The sequence below is a fragment of the Sphingobacterium multivorum genome (genome assembly GCF_039511225.1).
Taxonomy (GTDB): domain Bacteria; phylum Bacteroidota; class Bacteroidia; order Sphingobacteriales; family Sphingobacteriaceae; genus Sphingobacterium.
Genome location: NZ_CP154261.1, coordinates 5,546,161 through 5,566,964 on the forward strand (window position 1 = coordinate 5,546,161; position 20,804 = coordinate 5,566,964).

16 protein-coding genes are annotated in these 20,804 nt (G+C 39.7%); 6 read left to right on the forward strand and 10 right to left on the reverse strand.

Features of this window, described 5'->3' with window-relative positions; all coding sequences use genetic code 11:
* Positions 1-46: 46 nt before the first annotated feature.
* Complete coding sequence (locus AAH582_RS23150) at positions 47-3,397, forward strand: UvrD-helicase domain-containing protein (RefSeq protein ID WP_343320730.1); 3,351 nt, start codon at positions 47-49, stop codon at positions 3,395-3,397.
* Between the two features lie 7 nt (positions 3,398-3,404).
* Positions 3,405-6,284, forward strand: coding sequence for a PD-(D/E)XK nuclease family protein (locus AAH582_RS23155; RefSeq protein ID WP_343320731.1), 2,880 nt, complete (start codon positions 3,405-3,407; stop codon positions 6,282-6,284).
* Positions 6,285-6,394: 110 nt separating this feature from the next.
* On the opposite strand, the gene AAH582_RS23160 is transcribed toward AAH582_RS23155, so the two are convergent.
* From AAH582_RS23160 to AAH582_RS23170, 3 genes are all read right to left on the reverse strand, one after another.
* The gene (locus AAH582_RS23160) at positions 6,395-7,264 is read right to left on the reverse strand and encodes a cupin-like domain-containing protein (protein WP_046673643.1); all 870 of its coding nucleotides are present in this window, start codon (positions 7,262-7,264) and stop codon (positions 6,395-6,397) included.
* 423 nt (positions 7,265-7,687) lie between these two features.
* Positions 7,688-8,458 carry a uroporphyrinogen-III synthase gene (locus AAH582_RS23165; protein WP_046673642.1) on the reverse strand — a complete coding sequence of 257 codons (771 nt, stop codon included), beginning with the start codon at positions 8,456-8,458 and terminating at the stop codon, positions 7,688-7,690.
* Between the two features lie 11 nt (positions 8,459-8,469).
* Positions 8,470-9,444 carry a DUF4271 domain-containing protein gene (locus AAH582_RS23170; protein ID WP_046673641.1) on the reverse strand — a complete coding sequence of 325 codons (975 nt, stop codon included), beginning with the start codon at positions 9,442-9,444 and terminating at the stop codon, positions 8,470-8,472.
* 123 nt (positions 9,445-9,567) lie between these two features.
* Here AAH582_RS23170 and AAH582_RS23175 point away from each other — a divergent pair, with 123 nt between their 5' ends.
* Both AAH582_RS23175 and AAH582_RS23180 read left to right on the forward strand, forming a co-directional pair.
* Positions 9,568-10,131 (forward strand): DNA-3-methyladenine glycosylase I, encoded by a 564-nt coding sequence (locus AAH582_RS23175; RefSeq protein ID WP_046673739.1) that lies wholly within the window; start codon positions 9,568-9,570, stop codon positions 10,129-10,131.
* A gap of 105 nt (positions 10,132-10,236) precedes the next feature.
* A complete protein-coding gene (locus AAH582_RS23180) occupies positions 10,237-10,734 on the forward strand; it encodes a hypothetical protein (RefSeq protein WP_343320732.1) in 498 nt (165 codons plus the stop codon).
* A 44-nt stretch (positions 10,735-10,778) separates the two neighbouring features.
* Here AAH582_RS23180 and hpt read toward each other — a convergent pair whose 3' ends face one another.
* Positions 10,779-11,318: a hypoxanthine phosphoribosyltransferase gene (gene hpt, locus AAH582_RS23185; RefSeq protein ID WP_046673639.1), complete on the reverse strand. Its 540-nt coding sequence runs from the start codon at positions 11,316-11,318 to the stop codon at positions 10,779-10,781.
* Positions 11,319-11,345: 27 nt separating this feature from the next.
* The gene (locus tag AAH582_RS23190; RefSeq protein WP_343320733.1) at positions 11,346-13,520 is read right to left on the reverse strand and encodes a biosynthetic peptidoglycan transglycosylase; all 2,175 of its coding nucleotides are present in this window, start codon (positions 13,518-13,520) and stop codon (positions 11,346-11,348) included.
* A 490-nt stretch (positions 13,521-14,010) separates the two neighbouring features.
* Between AAH582_RS23190 and AAH582_RS23195 the strand changes: the two genes are divergently transcribed.
* On the forward strand, positions 14,011-15,075 hold the full coding sequence (locus tag AAH582_RS23195) for an Mrp/NBP35 family ATP-binding protein (protein ID WP_046673637.1): 1,065 nt from the start codon (positions 14,011-14,013) through the stop codon (positions 15,073-15,075).
* 81 nt (positions 15,076-15,156) lie between these two features.
* Here AAH582_RS23195 and AAH582_RS23200 read toward each other — a convergent pair whose 3' ends face one another.
* From AAH582_RS23200 to AAH582_RS23220, 5 genes are all read right to left on the reverse strand, one after another.
* Entirely contained in the window at positions 15,157-15,924 is a 768-nt protein-coding gene (locus tag AAH582_RS23200) for an exodeoxyribonuclease III (protein WP_070561278.1), read from the reverse strand.
* A 73-nt stretch (positions 15,925-15,997) separates the two neighbouring features.
* Positions 15,998-16,756 carry a peptidylprolyl isomerase gene (locus AAH582_RS23205; protein ID WP_046673635.1) on the reverse strand — a complete coding sequence of 253 codons (759 nt, stop codon included), beginning with the start codon at positions 16,754-16,756 and terminating at the stop codon, positions 15,998-16,000.
* 58 nt (positions 16,757-16,814) lie between these two features.
* Positions 16,815-17,162 carry a hypothetical protein gene (locus AAH582_RS23210; protein ID WP_046673634.1) on the reverse strand — a complete coding sequence of 116 codons (348 nt, stop codon included), beginning with the start codon at positions 17,160-17,162 and terminating at the stop codon, positions 16,815-16,817.
* 35 nt (positions 17,163-17,197) lie between these two features.
* Entirely contained in the window at positions 17,198-17,644 is a 447-nt protein-coding gene (locus AAH582_RS23215; RefSeq protein ID WP_046673633.1) for a low molecular weight protein-tyrosine-phosphatase, read from the reverse strand.
* 596 nt (positions 17,645-18,240) lie between these two features.
* Positions 18,241-19,794, reverse strand: a complete 1,554-nt coding sequence (locus tag AAH582_RS23220) for a Do family serine endopeptidase (RefSeq protein ID WP_046673632.1) — start codon at positions 19,792-19,794, stop codon at positions 18,241-18,243.
* A gap of 230 nt (positions 19,795-20,024) precedes the next feature.
* Between AAH582_RS23220 and dapF the strand changes: the two genes are divergently transcribed.
* The gene (gene dapF / locus AAH582_RS23225; RefSeq protein WP_046673631.1) at positions 20,025-20,804 is read left to right on the forward strand and encodes a diaminopimelate epimerase; all 780 of its coding nucleotides are present in this window, start codon (positions 20,025-20,027) and stop codon (positions 20,802-20,804) included.

Below are 20,804 nucleotides of genomic sequence, written 5' to 3' on the forward strand. Positions count from 1 at the left end.
CACTGACATTTTTGCCAATTCACTTTTTACTTTCTACCTTCATTCTATGAAATCTGTTGCGCCATTAAAAATACTCAAAGCTTCGGCCGGTTCGGGAAAAACCTTTAGCTTAACTTTACACTATCTCACACTCCTACTATCCAACGAGAATAGCTATAAGGAGATTTTGGCGGTGACATTTACCAATAAAGCAACCGCTGAGATGAAGGAACGTATCCTTTCGGTACTCCATGGCTTGGCAACAGGCGATCGTAGCCCTAAAATTGAAGATTTCAGAAAGCTTCTTCTCGAGCAACAGCCAGATTGGAACCCGCATCTAATACAAGAGAAAGCTTACCGTGTCTACCGTCGTATCCTACATGACTATAGTCATTTTACCATAAGTACAATTGATGGTTTTTCCCAAAAAGTCATTCGTGCATTTACTTATGAACTCAATCTTGATGCAGCTTATAAGATTGAAATGAATGTCAATAAAGTAAAAAATGACTTAACAGTCATGCTTAATCAATTGCTGGATGAACGCCCCGACTTACTTGACTGGATTATAGCGTATGCGGAAAAGAAAATAGCAAAAAATGAAAATTGGAACTACCGCCAACAATTAATGAGTTTGGCAAGCCTTATTTTCTCTGAAAACTTCCAGGAATTTGACGGCTATATCAACTCTGCTAATCCCAAGGAGGTTTTTAATCTCCTGAATCAGGAGGTTGAACAGAAGATAAACTCCTTTACCGAAGCGCTCTCCATGACGATTGAAGCGTTTAGTGAAACGTTCAAAAATTTTAACATCTCCGAAAATGACCTGAAAGGCAAATCGCGCAACAAAATAATCTCCGCAAGCAAAACCAACAAAAAAACGGAAAAACTGAGCGCTTCTGAAATCGCCAAAGTATTGGAAAAGTACCTGCAGTTGATCGACAATGAAGATGCGTTTACAGATAGTGACAAAAATATACGTTATGATCTTATCGCCGCACTCAGCCCCATCCTGGCATCTTTCCAGAAGCTACATGATAATCTATCCGCCTACATCGCTTATCAAGCGGTACAAAATAATCTCTATTATCTACGCCTGCTCAAGGAAATGAGCGACTTACTGACGCAATGGCGACGGGACAATGGCGCTCAATTAATCTCTGACTCACAAATTCTATTAAACAAACTCGGATTGGATGAAAATAGCGATCCAACATTTATCTGGGAGAAGATTGGCAATCGTTTTAACTACTTTTTGTTTGACGAATTTCAGGACACTTCGCGTATCCAATGGAAAAACTATAGTCCGCTTTTGATTAATGCATTGGCCGATGCCAAGGGCACAGTGAGCGAACACCTCATTGTTGGGGATGTCAAACAAAGTATCTATCGCTGGCGAAATGGTGATTGGCGAATTTTACTCCAACAGGTAGAACAACAGATTGGTCATACCTTTCACCTGGACGAGGATAGCAAAACAACCTTTATCGAAAACGGAAGCCTTGACACCAATTTTAGAAGTCTTCCAAATATCATTCATTTAAACAACTACCTCTTTAGCAGTATCCCCCAACATCTGCAGCAGGTACTGAATGAAAAAGTATCCGAAAGCCTCGATGAAGAAGGTAAACAGTGGTGGATTTCTGCCGGCAATGACAACATGTTGGTCAAAGCTTATGAAAACAGTCAACAAGAGGTCCCTGAGCATAAAAAAGGAAAACTCGACCAATTAGGATCTATTGAAATCTCCTACATTCCTGTCACTGATGGACGCTATCGAAGAAATCAGGTTGTTGAAGAATCGCTCCTGCAGCTATGTCAAAAAATAGGCGACTGGATCGGCAGCGGTCGTTATCAGGCGCAGCAGATCGGTATTCTGGTACGGAGTAATGCGCAGGCTAAATTGGTGATCCAAAAGCTCATGGATTTCAAAAAAGAGCAACAGCTTACATTTGAAGTGATATCAGGCGATGCATTATCCCTAGCGAGCAATGATGCTGTAGGATTATTGATCGAAACGTTGAAGGCTTTAGTCTATAATTCGGACAAACATACCATCCATAAAGCAAAGATGGTCTATCTCTACCAGCATATTCAAAATAAGACAATCGATCAGAATGCATGGTTAAAATTTGCTAGCAATGACATCCGTACCCTGAAAGATTATCTCCCTGAGGCGCTGATTGACTCCTGGGAAATGGCACAGAAGCAGCCTTTAGTCCATTTAATTGAGAAACTTATTGAAATCTACGGTTTCACAACCAAAGACAATATCCACCTCCCCTACCTCCTAGCTTTCAAGGATATGATCTCAGCTTTCTCCACCAATGGCGAACGTGGCATTATACAGTTCTTGGAATTTTGGGAAGAGGATGGCAATCGGGCTGTGCTCCCTTCCAACGGAGAAATTGATGCGATCGAGGTAACGACAATCCACAAATCAAAGGGTCTGGCTTATGATGTTGTGATGATTCCATTCTGTTCGTGGGATCTTGACGGAATGATTAATGGCGATTTTTGGATCGAGACATCAGATACCCCTTTTGCCCAATTGGGAAAAATTCCAATAAAATATACTTCCACGGTCGGCAAATCAGTATTTTTCAAGCAATATTTTGAAGAGATGCTGTTCAACTACATGGATGCCCTCAATACATTGTATGTAGCAACAACACGTGCTGTTGAACACCTCTATATTACGGCACCTTCCTTCAAAGAATCTGTTGACAAGAAGACGGGCGAAATTACTGGTTATGATATCAAAGATGAATATATCAGCGATGTACTCTATCAGGTCTTAGAGACTTCAACATCCCCGTTTACACTGGAAGAAAGAGGCATATATATCGATCAGATAATCGAACGAAAAAAAAGTCAGGCTCAAAAAAACAATATTATTTCCCTTCACCATTATCCCATTTCCAAAGAATTGGAAATGGCCTTAGAAAAATCCAGTACACGCAACATCAATGATATTATGATGCTGGAGAAAGCCGCGCAGTACGGCATATTGGCCCACGATATTATGGCCCAAATTTCAAAGGAAGAAGATATCCACAAGCTGGTACGCCAGCTGATTCAGGAAGGGATCCTCTCCAAGGAAGAAGAGCCTTTTCTCATGCAGGAAATCAATCAGATCTGGCAGCACCCCATGATCAATAAATGGCTCACAGGAAACTATAAAATCTGGAACGAAGCGAGCATCATTACCGCCAAAGGAGAGACCATTCGTCCTGATAAAGTCTTCACTTCCAAAGAGGAAACAATTGTACTGGATTTTAAATTCACACAGACAGATTATATCGGACACAAATATCAAGTCGACAATTATAAAAAGAATTTGGAGAACCTGGGCTACAGCAACGTTAAAGCCTATCTCTACTATGCGAAATCAAATCAATTAACTGAAGTAAAATAATAGCACGATGCAAACAGCCTTTCTAAAATTAGTAGCAGCAGACATTCAAAAGCGTTTTGGAAACGACCTGAGTGAAATAGCCATCGTGTTTAATAATAAACGGCCAATTACCTATCTCAAAAAACATCTTTCTGAAGTGTACGGACAGGCCATTTGGTCGCCACAATTCTTTACGATCCAAGAATTTCTTAGGCTTTCGACCGACGATACCGAAGCCAGTCCTTTAACCCAATTTTTCCACCTGTTTAATATTCATAATGAGTTATTGGTAGCTGAAGGCAAACTGCCAGAAACGCTGGAAGAATTTTATCCGATTGCCGAAATTATATTGAGCGACTTCGGCCAACTGGATTACGATCTCGTCCCCATCGAGCAGATTTACTTAGAACTTTATGACAATACCAAAATCGACCTTGCTTTTCAACATCTCACACAAGAGCAGCAAGGGTTTATCCGTCAATTTTGGCAGTCCTTTTCTATTGCGGGACATAGTGGAGTACAAGAGCGTTTTCTCCAACTTTGGAAAAGACTGCCCATATTATATGATCGATTCAAAGAAAAGCTTAAAACAGAAGGCCAAACGAACTATCCGACAGTCTACCGTGATCTGGTTGAAGGTAAGGCCACAAATCAGCAGTTTGCATCTTCCTTCCAGCACATCCTTTTTGTCGGCTTCAATGCACTGAATAAGGCCGAAACAAAATTATTTAGACAATGGCAGGATGAAGGCCGTGCATTATTCTACTTTGATGCCGATGCTTATTACCTCGAAGACACGATGCAAGAGGCCGGCCTTTTTATTCGACGTAATATTTTTCAAACAGGTTTGGTCAACGCTTTAGGCGATAGCCCGAATATTATTGGCAATAGGACCTCAACCGTAAATCTATATGCCAGTACCGGAAAGATCAGCCAAACAAAATTGCTGTATGACATTCTCGAACGCAATAATAAAATGGAACAAACATCCGCCATTCTCCTAGCGGATGAAAACCTACTTGTCCCTTTGCTGCAAAGTCTACCCGAGGTCAAACCCAATATCACAACAGGATATCCCTTGACACAGTCTCCTATTTACGGAATACTAGACCTATGGCTGGAAGTTCATTTGGAGATATCCCAGTTCAAGAAACGGAAGATTCCTTATCAGATAATTGAAACCTTCATCAACCATCCGCTCAGTATGGTTTCTTTAGCCGACAAACTTCAGATTCAGAAAGAGATTGCCGATAAACAGCTCTTTGAGATCGCATTGGAGGAACTTCATATCAAAAGCTCTTTGCCTCAATTTTTTGTACCGATTGAAAATTCAGCCTATTTGATACCCTCGCTCATCCTGCTCGTTGATGATCTGTTGCACAGTATTTCTTCTCAGGAGCGTATCCGCCAAATTGACAACAACCTCCTGATTGAAACAAAGAAAACATTGAATCAGCTGCTATTGGGCTTTGAAACTGTTGCTCCATTAAGTATCAGCTTCCAAATCGGCTTGATTAAAAAAGCCATCGCCCCAATAAATTCGGCCATAGAAGGTGATCCCCTAGAAGGTATTCAGATAATGGGGCTCTTGGAAAGTCGTTGTTTAAATTTTGACAACGTCTATATTCTAGGAGCAAATGAAGGCATTCTACCCAAAACGTCAAATTCACCTACTTTTATACCTAACAGCCTAAGAAGTGCTTATGGGCTTCCTATATTAGAAAATCAGGATGCCTTGTCGGCCTATTTATTTTATCGCCATTTTCAATACAGTGAAGGAATACATATTTTCTACAATGGCTTGGTTGACGAAAGCTCTACTGGCGAAGAAAGTCGCTTTATCAAACAGCTGGAGTTTGAAAGTAAATTTAGATTTGACCGAAAAATTCAGCAACAGACCATTCAATTTGCGGATAAAGCCCAAGAAATTGTTATTGAGAAGCGTGGCGAGGTTTGGGAAAAGATGTACCAGGACTTTATCGTCAACCAGAAACGGATATCTGCAACGGCACTGACGACTTATCTGCAGTCCCCGTTGCAATTTTTTCTAAAACATATTGCCGGCATTAAAGAGCCCCCTTCCATCTCTCAGGAATTTGAGATGAATAAACTGGGAACTGTCATCCACAATGTGATGGAGAAGATATTCCTACCGTTCAAAGGACAACAGGACTTTACGCCCACAAGTGTCTTGCAGAAGCAGTTCGACAAGGTAGAGGCACAGGTGATCCGTGAAATAGGCCTGCAATATCAGATCGAATTAAAGGCAACAAATGATTTAAACAGCTTGCAGCGGATCATGCTGAAAATTGCCTGCGAGTATGTCAAGATGTATCTCGAATATGACATCAACAACTACAAAGCATTTCGGATTATTGAACTCGAGAATGACAACGATTATGTACTGCCCTTTCCTATTCAGATCAATGGAGAAGAACAACAGGTCACACTTTACGGTATTATTGACCGGGTAGACGAGGTCGTAACACACGACGATCGTATTATCAGTAGAATTGTCGATTACAAAACAGGTGGTGATTCGATCATGTTTAAAGGAATTGATCAGGTATTTGCGCCAAACACCGAAAATAAGGCGATGGTCCAAACCCTATTCTATGCCTATGTATTCGAACAGAAGACAGGAAGAAAACAACTTGAACCCCATCTCTATGTTGCGCGTAAAATGCGGGAAGAGGGAACATTATTCAGTGGTAAAGAAGGGGTATTGACCGATGAATTCCTTGCTTTCCAGAAAGAGAATTTTGTCGAATTCTTGCGGGATACTCTTCAGGAAATCTTTAATCCGGCTATTCCATTTCGACATAATCCGGACACGGTAGTTTATCCAAGCGACCCTTATACACTATTCTACCGGGAAGCGAGTAAATGGGCTGATGCAGAAGAATAAGTACAACAAAGGCTTTTTAATTAGGGAGAGATCAAACTAAATGCGGTACATCAGTGGTACATAAAGTGTATTTAAAAACAAAAGGGGAATTTTACATTCCCCTTTCTATATTAACGTTTGTTTCTTTTGATTGCATTATTGGCTCGGCGTTTCGCCGTTTTGATTTTGTAATGGAACCAATGGTCTTTGAAGATCTTTCGCATGGTATTGTCAAAATGTCTCGTGATAAACAGATTACGCGCCCCCTTCAACTTTTCACTGATCGAATTTGCTAATGCCCTAACAGAAATCGAATAGCCCTCTGTCTCATATTGAATGTAATGCCACCAGCCTGCTGGCATATATAAGGTTTCGCCAGGATGAATGACCGCTTCATAACCTTCTAGGTACTTAATCCCGGGATATTCCTCTTCACTACTATATTTTGGGTTGGCAATACTATGAAAATTGTAGGGCAATTTGTACATCAAATCAGATTGATCATTCGGAAAAAGCCAAATACGTTTTAATCCTTGAAATTGAGAGATAAATACGTGTGACATATCAATATCGAAATGATTACGGGTACTTGACCCCTCTCCACCAAAGAACATAAATGGCAACCATTGCAAGACCTTACCTCCTGTGACATCATTATAAATAACATCGTTTTTCAGTTCAGGACGTATTTTGAGCAGATTGAACAAAAACAACCGTAACTCAGTAGGTTCTTTTGTGATCAGATCCAAATACTCTGCAAATGTCATATGGCCAACAGGAGCACTGGCAGCACGGTCCATTGATTCCTCCTCTTTTCCATAGACATCTATTTTTATATCTCCTGCGATTTCCTTAAAGTAATCATAACTCCATTTCTTCCATGCTGGACTTTCTGCACTGATAAAATCTGATATAATTACAGGAAAACCTGGTTTCAGATAATTCTTTAAGAAGTCCTCTGATTGAATGCCCGAAATTTTATCAACTTGCTTTAACTTCACGACTGACTAATTTTGCTTAATTACAAACATAAAAAAAATATTTCTATCAAATTTTAAAAATATTGCCTATGCTTTATTTTTAATTGGAACAAATTACTCCTAGCAATTTAATAGAAATATATTTAAAATCTCCATGACCTTCGTCACTTTTATTACATTTTAACATCATCGATTCAACTCGCAACCATTTCTACCCCCCTACAGATAAACATACTATTCATCTATCTTTTACAAGAGGAACATACCACAGCTATTGATCATCTGCCGATACGTAAAATTGTCGTCGTACCGACATCGATTCGGAATGATAAAACGCCCTTCCCCATAGAAGTCTTTAGCGATCTTGTGGTCCTTAAAATTGCATAAATAACAAAAAAAGGGTCTTAAGAACCCTTTTTTTGTTATTTACCTTATGCTAGGCTATTACTTATTTACCTTTTTGATATATTCTTCGACAGCCATCGTCATACTTGGCGCTTTTGGTGTTGGAGCAGGGATATCTAAAATTAATCCGTGATCTAAAAGAGCCTGTTGCGTAGAAGCGCCAAAGGCTGCAATCCTTGTATTATTCTGCTTAAAATCAGGGAAGTTATCATATAAGGACTGTACACTTGAAGGACTAAAGAACACGATAACATCGTAGAAAACATCTTTCAAATCCGTCAAATCGCTTACTACAGTTCTAAAAAGCACAGCTGGTGTAAATTTGTAGCCGTTTTGTAGTAACCAATTACTTGTTTCCTCATTGGCAACATCCGAACAAGGGAACAAAAAATTCTCCCCTTTGTGTTTTTTCAATACCTCTTCAAGGTCTTTCGCGGTCTGTTTACCAAAGAAAATCTTCCGTTTTCTATATTGGATATACTTTTGAAGATAAAGGGCAATCGTCTCTGAAATACAGAAATATTTCATTTCTGCAGACACTTCAAACCGCATCTCTTCGCAAATTCTAAAATAATGATCTACAGCATTTCTACTCGTAAATATTACGGCAGAATAATCTGCTAGATTAACCTTATCCCTACGCACATCTTTGGCAGGAACTCCTTCTACGTGTATAAAACCTCGAAAGTCTAATTTTAACCCGTATTTCTTTGCTAAATCATAATAAGGGGACTTATCGTTTTCAGGTTTTGGTAAAGTCACCAGTACACTTTTTACCTTCTTTGCTCTTTCTACGTCTGAAGTTTGCATATTAACCAGTTTTAGCTCAATAATCTTAACAGTATTAATATTGGTGCTATTTCTAGGCAACAAAGGTACAAAATTAAATAGGAAATTGAAAATTTATACATGGACATAATATGAGTCGCTGTCTTCAGAAATCGATAGAAAAAGAGTAAGGCCGCTCCAACGATGGCCAAATGCAGTACAACACCCACCGATGTCAAAGGCACAAGACTCAAAATTAATAATACAGGAAGCATTAAAAAAAGTGTATTGAAATAAATCAGATACAGCACGGTCACATATTCTTTTACCAACTTTCTGATTTGAAACACAAAGGATAAGAACCGGATAAACCCGATTTTTAGTGCAAACAAAGCGCCAACCATACCCACAGTCTTCATATAATTGGGAAAAGTAATAAAATCGAATCTATTTAATTCATACGCATAAAATAGGCTTACAAATAAGCCTATTGCCCCAGAGAATAATATAAACAGAAAAATAAATGGCCAAGATGTCAGTATCGTATCCTCCTTACTTACTGATAGTAAGACCCGATCGTCCCAATAGCCCTGAAAAACCAATTTGATATCTGACGGGAAGAATACCCGAATCATCCCAACACCAAAAATTAATGCGAGAACTGTAAATAAAATCCAGTTTTCACGATGAGCCTTGAGCGTGCCATATTGCCGATCCAAATTGCTACTTCTTAATTCACCCTGAAAATACTGCTGTACATCAAAATTATAAATGTTATGAACCTTCAGCCCTTCCCCGTTCACGGTCACGATCCGATATTGATTCTGTAACGCAGGGTTCAAAGATGCCAAGACTTTCTGGTTTGGCGATTCAACAGAATCTTTTACTACATTTAGACTATCAGCCTTAACTGTGCTGCTGTTCTGTACAACCGCCCGAAAAGTCCGCCGCTGCGCATTCAATCCCGTAATTGAAAATAGCAGAAGCACTACAAATAGAAGATGATATTTGAAGATAGTTACGCTCATTAAAATGAATTATCTCTTAACGGCAATGAAATACTCATGAACCGTCTCTATTCGAAACTCTTTAATTTTGGTCGTAAAGTTAGGATAAAAAGTTATATTGCATTCAAAAAATCTTCAGAGAACATGTACAAAGAAATCATACGTTGTCAATGGTGCGGTTCTGATCCGCAATATGTAGACTATCACGATAAAGAATGGGGGCGACAAGTCCGCGATGACAAAACTTTATTTGAATTTTTGATCCTGGAGTCTGCACAAGCTGGCTTAAGCTGGATCACAATTCTTCGTCGAAGAGCAGCATACCAAGAAGCTTTTGCCAACTTTGATGTTGATCAAGTCGCGGCCTATACCAACGAACATGTTGCGAGGCTTTTGAGCGATTCGGGAATCATCAAACACAGGAATAAAATTGAATCCACCATTACCAATGCGCAACATTTCAAGAAAATCCAAGCAGAATATGGTAGCTTCTATGACTACTTATACAGCTTTTTACCTGAAAAACAACCGATTGTAAACCACTGGAGCAGTTTGCAACAGGTACCTGCAACGACAGTTATTTCTGATAAGATAGCAAAAGATATGAAGAAAAGAGGGTTCAAATTTTTCGGCTCTACCATTTGTTATGCGTATATGCAGGCCGTTGGAATGGTGAACGACCATATCGAAACCTGTTCGTTTAAATAGGCTAGCCAGTAAAATGCGCATCGATTTCGCAAATCAATTTGAAAGAATTCAAAACAAGTGTTCTACCCCATAAAAAACGAACCTTTCAGAACAGAAATGCCAGCTATGAATCAAATCGACCTAACACAAAACCAATTGGTATTGAAAGAAAAAAAGGGGCCGCTAATTGCCAGAATATTCATCTATTTACTGACCATAATGACGATAATTCTCCCATTAGGCGGCTTCATTGCCAATGTTCTCAATGACGGGGTAACACTTATGAGTGTTGTCTTCTATGGTATATTTGGATTAATAGCATGGTATATGATCCGGGTTTCACTATGGAATACCTATGGCACTGAAATTATTCATTTTCAAAAAAACAAATTTAATTACGCAGCTAACTACCAATGGTTTAAAGGAAGTCTAAAAGAAATTGATTTTGAAAAGATAGACTTTACAATACAAAAAGCGGGCTATGAAGAAGATCATAAAGGTGTCTTGGTCATTAAATTTGATGAAAAGGAAATGTTTGAAACTGTCTCTAAATTCCCCTTGTCTGATCTGGAAATTTTGCTCATCAATCTGAAAGCATTATACAGCGATCAAACGCTTGAATAGAGCGAAATTCTACCATTAAAATCTAACGATCACTTGATAGCACATTAGATTGCTACGTTTTTATAAATATCGGGGAGATTCCGACAAAGACCATTAAAGTCCATACCGTACCCAACTACAAATTCCTTACTTATTTCAAAGCCAACATAAGTTAATTCCTCAAAATGATACTGCAGTGCCTCAGGTTTCACCAAAAGTGCACAGGCAATCACACTGGCTGGATTTAATTTTTTTACTGCATCCAAGGTATATTTAAGTGAATGCCCGGAGTCGACAATATCTTCTACAATAATCACATCACGGCCTTCAAGGTCGATACCAAGTCCTAAAAGCTCGTTTAATTCAGATTGTCCCGTTCCAATATAAGATGCCAACTTAATAAAGGACATCTCACAAGGAACATCAATTTGCTTAAGCAAATCTGCCATAAACATAAAACATCCATTCAAGACGCCTATAAAAACAGGCAGTTTGTGTTCATAACGCCGGCTTATATCAATCCCCATTAGGCGCACTCGCTTCTGAATTTGTTCTTCTTCAAATAAAGGTTCGAAAAGCAATCCGTCAATTTCTATCTTTTTCATGTTAATATCCTTCTTTCGTCACAGACACTATTTGTGTGCGTCGTTTTGTTTTTCTTCTTTTTTACGTCCCAATATCTTGTCAAATAGCGATCGTTTTGGTTTCTCTGGTTCAGTCGCCTCCTCATCTTTCTTTTCCGTTAGATCCATTTGTTTTAGCTTCTTTGGAACAGATACACTTTCAAGATGATCGGCAGGAGAGCTACTTTCGAGACGATCGAACAACAATGGATCATCTCCCATATCAAATACATCAACCGAATCTACCACAGCTGGTCGAGCTGCCCGCAGATGCGGTTGCAGAACAACTTCATAAAAACCATAATTTGAAGTTGTTGAATCCACACTAATCTGCCCCGTTTTGGTCATAATATGACCATAGGTATTAAAATAGCGCAACATATTCCCTTTCAGGTGCCCTGTCCAATCAAAAAAGTTGAGTCCTTTTTTAGGTCGTGGAACGATACTGGACAAAAATATACTCTCTCCAAGCCCCAACTGTGCCGGTGTTTTTCCAAAATAATAACGCGCAGCTTCGGTGATACCATATACATTATTCCCCCATTCGATGACATTCAGGTAAACCTCGTACATGCGTTGTTTGCTGACTTGCTGTGAACGCTCCATCAGCCATACCAGCAAAATTTCTTCCAGCTTCCGCACAACGGTCTTATTCCGATTTAGAAAAACATTTTTTACCAGTTGCATAGATATCGTACTCGCCCCGCGCTTAAACCCTTTTTCCTTGATATTTGTAGCAATGGAGAGCTTAAAAGCCTTCTCCTCAAAGCCCTTGTGTTTAAAGAAAAAGGGGTCTTCTGTATTGATCAAACTAATCTGCATATAACGGGATATTTGATCTAGCGGTGTAAAATTAGGGTTTTGAGGCCCCACCACAATCTCCCGCATCGGCTTACCATCTTCGTAAGCTGTATACGTGAAAGGCGTATTTAGCATCGCAATATCAGCCTCTCCCCATTTAACGACTTTTAAATCCCTATCATCCATTTTGGAAGAGAAAAGAAGCTTTTCGGGCTTTTTTATTTCGAGCGCAAAGTTTAAATCGTATTGAATGTGCCCCTCCACCTGAATACCGTCTAAACCTGGGAATAATCCAACTGGCATGGCATCAAAAAAGTGCTGTGCCGCTATCTTTTCAGTGTGAATAGCAAGGAAGAGTTCTTTTTCTGGTTTGTGCACATACTTGAGATAAGGAGAAAACACAAAATCTTTGACCTGTACGGTACTTTCTTTACTCACTTCAATCGATGATGCTCCAATATTCAATGCCCCCTGCATGATAGCTTCAGGAAAGATGACATCTTTACTAGAAATACGCCAGTGATTTACTTTCAAATTTTTAAAGCCCCATTGCCCATGCAATTCCAGCAATTCCTTATTCCTCCTGTGCGCCTTGTCCAGTCGGAAGGATATTTCATCAAAACTTACTGCAAGACCAAATTTGCGTTGCAACAAGGGAAGATTGACCTCCTTTTTATCAGAAAAAAGACGAAGGTCACATTCTTGATTATCCGAATCTATTGTTCCAGTCAGATTCCAGGCCGCTTCATGGTCGTTTAGCAGGAACTTCGTTTCCATATCTCCACCGTCGATCACCGCAGAGGGAATGACAATGCGCTGTGAAGTGCTGTCGTCGCGATAGGAAAGCTCAAGATTCTTGAGATCCAGATCATTTGGAACCTTAAAAAACACATTTTTCAACAATCGATCTGCTAAAGCTGCCAGATTCTGTTTTGGGTTATCATTTTCTACGGTATCTTTTTTCTGTTTCTTGAATAAGAAATCGTAGTTACTGACCGAGTCTTTTTTAACAAGAGAGACGGTCCCATTATCCAAAATAACCTGCCCCAATTTTACATCTCCGAACAGCAAAGGCCACAATTTTACAGATACCGTCAGATCATTGATTTGTGCCAATTGATCGCGATGTCTGGGCAACAATTGTATATTCTTAAACTGTACTGCACTAATTCCCTGGAAGGCATAATATTGGATCTTCAATTCCATATCATACTTTTCAAGCAATTTTGCTTTCGCTTTGTTGATTGCTCCCATGAGCATGGCATCTCTTTTCTGATAAGCATAGGTACCAACTGCAATAGCCAAAATCAGCATAGCAGCTAGCGCAATATAAAGCCATCGCCACTTGCGGGACTTAAAAGATGTTATAAATCGATTGGACATAATTATTACTTAATGCAAATTCGTGCATATCAACAGTCAAACTTAGATAAATTAGCTTTTATATGCAATTTAATTGCGTGGCATATATACGTAATTTATCGATCTCTCCTCTGCCTATTGAGGAATTTATTTATTGAGGAAATATACATGAAGTTTTTCTAAGCACACATAGACGGATAAAAATGATAAAAACCATTCCGACCAATGGCATGACAACTTCCTGTAAGCTTATTTTCTAGCAGGAATTTACAACTTATTTTATAGGGATTCATCCGAATGAGGTCCCTATCAGGTCCCTATTAGGTCCCTATTAGGTCCGTTTAAAGAATAGAAATATTCACTTCATGTTTTGAACCTGAACTATGGAAGATTAATGTCCCATCCCTTTTGGTGTAATACAGCTTTCTAGATCCCATTAAAAACAAAGAAATGACATGAAATTGATCTGCAATGAGTAGTTTTGTAATCCGTGATTACAAATGAATAACAGATGGTTACCAAAGAACAAGTATTAAATGCATTATCCTATGTTGAAGAGCCTGATTTGAAAAAGGATCTTGTAACATTGAATATGATTCAAAATATCGAAATCGAAGGCCAAAAAATTTCTTTCGATGTCATTTTAACTACGCCAGCTTGCCCGCTTAAAGACCATATTGAGCATGCTTGTCGAAACGCTATAGCCCATTTCATCGACAAAAATCTCGAAGTTCAGATTAACATGACTTCCAATGTGATTGGGAAGCAAGGTGCACAAGTATCGGGTATTAAAAATATCATTTTGGTATCTTCAGGCAAAGGTGGAGTTGGTAAATCTACGGTTGCCGCCAATCTAGCTCTTGCTCTCCATGCCAAAGGTGCTAAAACAGGACTTTTAGATGCCGATATCTATGGACCATCGCTTCCGATTATGTTTGGATTGGAAGGCGCTAAGCCAGGTTCGGTAGAAATGCCAGACGGACAGGTTAAAATTGAACCGCTTGAAAAATTTGGGCTGAAATTACTTTCAATAGGATTTTTCACCGATCCAAACCAACCTATTCCATGGCGTGGTCCAATGACCACCTCCGCAATCAAGCAGCTTTTTAACGATGCGCATTGGGGCGAACTGGATTACTTGGTCGTTGATATGCCTCCAGGCACTGGTGACATCCATATCACCGTATCGCAGACATTCCCTATTGCCGGAGCTGTGATTGTCACTACGCCGCAGCACGTTGCCCTGGCCGACGCCGTCAAAGGAATCGGAATGTTCTTAATGGATAGCATCAATATTCCATTATTGGGTGTCGTGGAAAATATGGCCTATTTTACCCCGGCTGAGCTGCCAGAGAATAAATACTATATTTTTGGTAAAGACGGTGGAAAACGTTTAGCAGAAGAATATAAAGTTCCTTTCCTCGGTGAAATCCCTTTATTAAAAGGCATTTCTGATGCTGGAGACAATGGTTTCCCAGTTGCCATAGATACCGAAGACCCTGTAACGAAATCATTTTTAACGATTGCAGAGAAAGTTGCCCAGCAACTTTCCATTATCCATAGCCAGGGGAAGTAATTAGTTAATAAATGTCCCTCGTGCTTCACAAAAAAAGGCTTTCATGCATATGAAAGCCTTTTTTTGTGAGATGCCATCTAATTAGACGGCAAGCTCCAACAATACCGGGCAATGATCGGAATGGACAGCATCTGGCATTATGCTTGAAGATTTGATTTTCTCTGCCAGAGGCTTTGAAACCATATTATAATCAATACGCCAACCCAGGTTTTTCGCACGTGCTCCAGCACGGTAACTCCACCAACTGTAATGGTGCGGATCCGGATTTAAATGGCGAAAAGAGTCGATATAGCCCGAATTAATAAAATTCTCCATCCATTCGCGCTCCTCTGGAAGAAATCCCGAAGAATTTGCATTTGATTTTGGATTGTGAATATCAATAGCACGGTGACAAATATTATAATCACCACAAACGACCAAATTCGGTTTTTCGACCAAAAGCTTATCGCTATATAACTGAAAATCCGCCAGAAAACGGTATTTAAAATCTTGTCGCACATCTCCTGTCGTACCTGATGGAAAATAGGTACTCATCACGGAAACCTGATCAAAATCAGCACGGATAATACGTCCTTCAAAATCATAATCTTCATGGCCGCAACCATACTCAATATGCTTAGGTGTGATACGCGTAAACAAGGCGACTCCGCTATAGCCCTTTTTTTGAGCGGGATACCAGTAATGCTCATAGCCCATCTGTTCCAACAAAGCAATTTCGGGAATTTGATCCGGTGTAGCTTTAATCTCCTGAAGACAGATGACATCTGCATTTACAGTTTTCAACCAGCCTAACCAATCTTTCTTCAAGGCTGCACGTAAACCATTCACATTATAGGTTACTATTTTCATTTTTTGAATATTGAGATGCTAAATAATAAGGGAAAAAGCTCTTCAACCCCTGATTTGCGACTTCTTAAACACATTAATAATCCTTGGAAGAGAACAAATCACCGATTTTAGAAAAGATACCCGTCTGAGGTTTTAGACCTTTTAGTTCTCGCTCCAGGTTTAACGCTTCTCGTCTTGTGAGCACGTGCATGCTCATTTTTTGGTCGACTTCTGGCCTATCGTGCTTATCGGTTTTCACAGCTGCAATCTGATCGATGACATCCACGCCTTTGACCAGCTCACCAAATACGGTATAATTCCAATCCAAATGCGGAGCGCCACCAATAGTCGTATACGCCTGACGTTGCACTTCCGAAAATTTCTTACCGTTCATTCGTGTTTGCTCCAAACGATCGAGGTCTTCAGGGGTGAATACCTTTCCCTGAACGAGATAAAATTGAGAACCTGAAGAAGCCTTTGCGGGATTATTATCTCGAGCCGCTCCGATAGTACCTTTTTTATGGAATAAACCATCCTGAATCTCTGCAGGAATTGTATACCCTGGTCCTCCATTACCCAATTGAGCGCCGCCAACGGCATTTCTTGAATCAGGATCACCACCCTGAATCATAAAATTCTGGATGACACGATGGAACAAAGTCCCGTCGTAATATTTACTTTTTGCCAATTTGACAAAGTTATCCCGATGTTTAGGTGTCTCATTATACAACCGCAGCACACAGGTCCCCTTGTCAGTAACGATCTGTACATATTTAAACTCGGGTTTAGCCGCAAATGCCAAAACCTGCAGAAAGCAGAATACTGCTATTAAACTAGCCTTTAAAAATTTCATCTGTTAATAATTATATGCTCCCAATTAGAACTTCCAATTTTTTCAATTGTGCTATCTTCTAGATAACGTTTAATTCCTCAAAATAATTTATGATCAAGGACTTCATAATCAGTTCTTGTTCCAAAAGCGTATAGTTAGGAATAGGTTTTACCAATTCCCAATGTGGCCACCCCTCTTCATCCAGACCTTTCAGATTATAAAATCCCATTGCACTGAAAAGACGACAGGTCGCAATGTGCATCAATTCTTCTTTTTCCCGTTTTGAGAACTTTTGAGCACCTTTACCCAATTCCTGAACACCAATGAGGAATAAACAGACTTTGATGTCCGGCTTTTCCATATCGAATAGTGAAGCAATTTCATCCTGTAGAATGCTCCACTTCTTATTTACTTCTGCTGCCTTCATTTTTTTGTTTTAAACAAACTAAGATATAAATACACTTATGCCGTTAGATTCCCTCCTTTTGCAATAACCTCTGCACAGCGCTGATCAATCATCTGAAAAACTGGATCGAACAAATTATCGTCAAAATACGGATCGGGAACAACATCATCTCCTAAAAACAATTTCACTTTGTTCAGGTCTTCCTTATCAATCACCTGAGCGCATACATCTTCATAATTTTGTCTATCCATCACAAATATAAGATCATATTCGGCAAAAAAATTCGGCTTGAAATGTCGGGCCCGCTGACCGGAAATATCGACACCATACTTCTTTGCAATGGCTATCGCCCTACGGTCGGGTGCTTCACCAATGTGCCAGTCACCTGTACCCGCCGACTCAACGACCCAATTTAATTGATTATCCGCAACTTTTTGTTTTAATATACCATGTGCAAGGGGCGAACGACAGATATTGCCCAAACAAACCATTAAAATTTTCATCTCTATAATTAAAAAAAACTATCAAACAAGAGTAATACCGTTCTGCGATCCAACGAAACAAAGTAAAGAACTTTATTAGCTCACACAATCAGGTTCTCACATTTGCCAATAGCAAAATATCTAATAAATCACCAGGCCAAACCGGCTCAGCATAAAAATACTGGAGCTGTTTTGGCACTTCATTCCGCAAAATAGCTAAACTAAAATTATTAAGGAAACAACCAGCTTAAAATTGACCTACATGTTACCAAGTGACATAACATTTCCACCAAATTTTCCTGATTTCGCATACAAAAACAGCGGAAAAAACCCGCCTAAAAATCATTCTGACCAATAACTGAGTTCATTAAAGCCAATGAAATTAAACAATGCTTAGTAAACCAAGCATAGCGAGTTCATTACTCCCTTAATGAAAAAACGTGATCATAATACAAAGGATAAAACCTTCATGACTTCGCAGCCACCAACAGCAATGAAAGCAAACTGAAGGTTCTTTCTGGCCAATAAGATCAGACACTTTCAGAAAAAAAAGGTGGCCTAACCTTACGGTTAGAACCACCTAAACTATATTAATCAACCAATTCTTAATTCAACGCTTAATATTCTACTGGGAAGCTCAATTGAACAGCACCACCTTGAGGAGATACCCCTTTCAATCGCACAATATTACGTTGTGTTGCGCCAAGCGCAGTTTCAACATCGTCTACTGTATTTACAGCTTTTCCATTAACCTCAGTAATGACCAATCCACGCTCTACACCGAAGTAATCAAAGATGCCACCACGATTCACTTGGGTCACAACAACTCCAGAGTTGACACCCAGCTCTTTTTTCTTCTGAGCTGAAGCAGGAATAAAGCTTGCACCCAATTTATTGTAAATCTCCGTTGCACTTTTAGAAGCTTTACCGCCGGTATTTGCGGTCTTCAAGGATTCTTCCCCTTTCAATGTCATGGTTACTTGTTTTTCCTTACCATCACGTTTGTAGGTGACATTGACCTTATCTCCAGGACGCGCACGACCTATAGTTTCACTTAAGACAGGTGAACCTGTGATCACTTTTCCATTAATCTTGGTCAGGATATCTCCTTTTTTAACACCTGCAGCCTCTGCGGCACCACCAGCTACAACGTCTTGAACATACAAGCCATCAACATCTGTAAAACCTTTCTCTTTAGCAAGTTCAGGTGTTATTTCGGTATAGGTAACACCGATATAACCGCGTTTTACATTACCGTATTCGACAAAGTCATCGACAATCTTTTTCACCAAATTGACCGGAATCGCAAAACCATAACCCGCATAGGTTCCTGTCGGAGAAGCGATAGCAGAGTTAATACCAATCAATTCTCCCGAAGCATTCGTCAACGCACCACCACTATTTCCTTTATTGATAACAGCATCTGTTTGAATAAAGGATTCTATCGCTGAACTCACCGGGATTTGATCCTGTCCACCACCAAATGGATTACCACGTTGTTGCTGACCTTCACTCAGAATACCGATCTGACGCCCCTTTGCACTAATGATACCTGCGGTAACTGTAGATTGAAGCCCTAGCGGGTATCCAAAAGCCAACACCCATTCACCGACATTGACATTATCTGAGTTACCTAATTTAACCACAGGAAGCCCCTTGCCTGACACTTTCAACAGGGCTAAATCTGTATTCGGATCACGTCCGATCAATTTGGCTTCAAACGTACGTTTGTCTGTTAATACGACTTCAATTTTATCTGCATCTTCTACGACGTGGTTATTCGTTACAATATAACCATCATCCGAGATAATTACACCTGATCCGGATGCCTGCACAGGTTGCGCCTGCATTTGACGACGTCCACCACCTTGTGGCATGCCAAAAAACTCTTCAAACATATCGAACGGAGAACCTTGCGATTGCTGTGATCCTTTACGGCTATAGGTTGTCTTAATATGCACTACACCTGGCGACACTATTGCTGCAGCCTGGGTGAAATCAGGATTGCCTGTTGAAGACATAACTCCTGTAGGATTGTTTGCAAAATAAACTTTTTGTTTGTCTTCGAAAGACATACCATCCAACTTCTTATTCTCAATAAGCTTGTAACCACCTAATGCTACCGCTCCACCGAAAACAGCCGTTAATAGCGTTAAACCGACCTTATTCATAAACTTATTTCTATTTTAAAATGTCCTAATATATGCTGATAACTTTTGCTCCTAAAATTACCGATTTTATTCGGATATGTTCAAATGTAATACCATTTCAAGGCCTTCGGAAAATCCGACACGTTAAAAAATGTTAATTGCTAGACAAATGCAATCATTTTAACAAATCTTAACTTTTACCCGGTTTTTTGTAACAAAAAAACGTATTTTTGTTACTACAAATCAACGTAATGGCATCAAAAGTAAGATTTTCAAAATATCAGGGCGCAGGAAATGACTTCATTTTAGTAGACAACCGCGACAGTGCATTTGACCGCGCAGATGAAGCATTGGTAGAAAAGCTCTGTAACCGTCGGTTTGGCATTGGTGCCGATGGCTTAATGCTGCTTCAAAACAAGGAAAATTACGATTTTGAGATGATTTATTATAATGCCGACGGCAGAGAAGGCAGCATGTGTGGTAACGGGGGCCGTTGTATCGTCGCTTTTGCACGCGACTTAGGCATCATTACTGACAAAACTGTCTTTTTGGCAGTAGACGGCATACACCATGCCTCGCTAGCAGCAGACCTTGTCAATCTGCAAATGATCGATGTACAAGATTATACACGTGATGGTGAAGCTTATGTATTACAAACGGGGTCTCCACATTATGTTGAGTTTGTAAAAAATCTGCAGGATAAAAATGTCTTCCAAGATGGCTACGCAATTCGCAACAATGCTACTTATGAAAAAGAAGGCATCAATGTAAATTTCATTGAAGCGGAAGGAGATGGTTATTTCCTCCGTACTTTTGAGCGCGGTGTTGAAGATGAAACCTATGCCTGCGGCACTGGAGCAACTGCAGCAGCGATGGCTGTTGCCCTGCAGCAAAATTTAGAAGGTGATATCACTATTCCTATCCGCGTATTAGGAGGGCAGCTTTATATTTCATTCCATAAGAAGGACTCCCATTTCTCAGAGGTATTCTTAAAAGGTCCAGCACAATTTGTCTTTGAAGGAAACTATTAG

What these genes read in the sequence shown, in the direction of transcription:
- AAH582_RS23155 (WP_343320731.1), top strand. Translation starts at nt 3,405, where the DNA reads ATGCAAACAGCCTTTCTAAAATTAGTAGCAGCAGACATTCAAAAGCGT.
- AAH582_RS23210 (WP_046673634.1), bottom strand. Translation starts at nt 17,162, where the DNA reads ATGAAGGCAGCAGAAGTAAATAAGAAGTGGAGCATTCTACAGGATGAA.
- AAH582_RS23170 (WP_046673641.1), bottom strand. Translation starts at nt 9,444, where the DNA reads ATGAGCGTAACTATCTTCAAATATCATCTTCTATTTGTAGTGCTTCTG.
- AAH582_RS23165 (WP_046673642.1), bottom strand. Translation starts at nt 8,458, where the DNA reads ATGCAAACTTCAGACGTAGAAAGAGCAAAGAAGGTAAAAAGTGTACTG.
- AAH582_RS23180 (WP_343320732.1), top strand. Translation starts at nt 10,237, where the DNA reads ATGAATCAAATCGACCTAACACAAAACCAATTGGTATTGAAAGAAAAA.
- AAH582_RS23190 (WP_343320733.1), bottom strand. Translation starts at nt 13,520, where the DNA reads ATGTCCAATCGATTTATAACATCTTTTAAGTCCCGCAAGTGGCGATGG.
- AAH582_RS23200 (WP_070561278.1), bottom strand. Translation starts at nt 15,924, where the DNA reads ATGAAAATAGTAACCTATAATGTGAATGGTTTACGTGCAGCCTTGAAG.
- AAH582_RS23215 (WP_046673633.1), bottom strand. Translation starts at nt 17,644, where the DNA reads ATGAAAATTTTAATGGTTTGTTTGGGCAATATCTGTCGTTCGCCCCTT.
- hpt (WP_046673639.1), bottom strand. Translation starts at nt 11,318, where the DNA reads ATGAAAAAGATAGAAATTGACGGATTGCTTTTCGAACCTTTATTTGAA.
- AAH582_RS23150 (WP_343320730.1), top strand. Translation starts at nt 47, where the DNA reads ATGAAATCTGTTGCGCCATTAAAAATACTCAAAGCTTCGGCCGGTTCG.
- AAH582_RS23195 (WP_046673637.1), top strand. Translation starts at nt 14,011, where the DNA reads ATGGTTACCAAAGAACAAGTATTAAATGCATTATCCTATGTTGAAGAG.
- AAH582_RS23175 (WP_046673739.1), top strand. Translation starts at nt 9,568, where the DNA reads ATGTACAAAGAAATCATACGTTGTCAATGGTGCGGTTCTGATCCGCAA.
- AAH582_RS23220 (WP_046673632.1), bottom strand. Translation starts at nt 19,794, where the DNA reads ATGAATAAGGTCGGTTTAACGCTATTAACGGCTGTTTTCGGTGGAGCG.
- dapF (WP_046673631.1), top strand. Translation starts at nt 20,025, where the DNA reads ATGGCATCAAAAGTAAGATTTTCAAAATATCAGGGCGCAGGAAATGAC.
- AAH582_RS23205 (WP_046673635.1), bottom strand. Translation starts at nt 16,756, where the DNA reads ATGAAATTTTTAAAGGCTAGTTTAATAGCAGTATTCTGCTTTCTGCAG.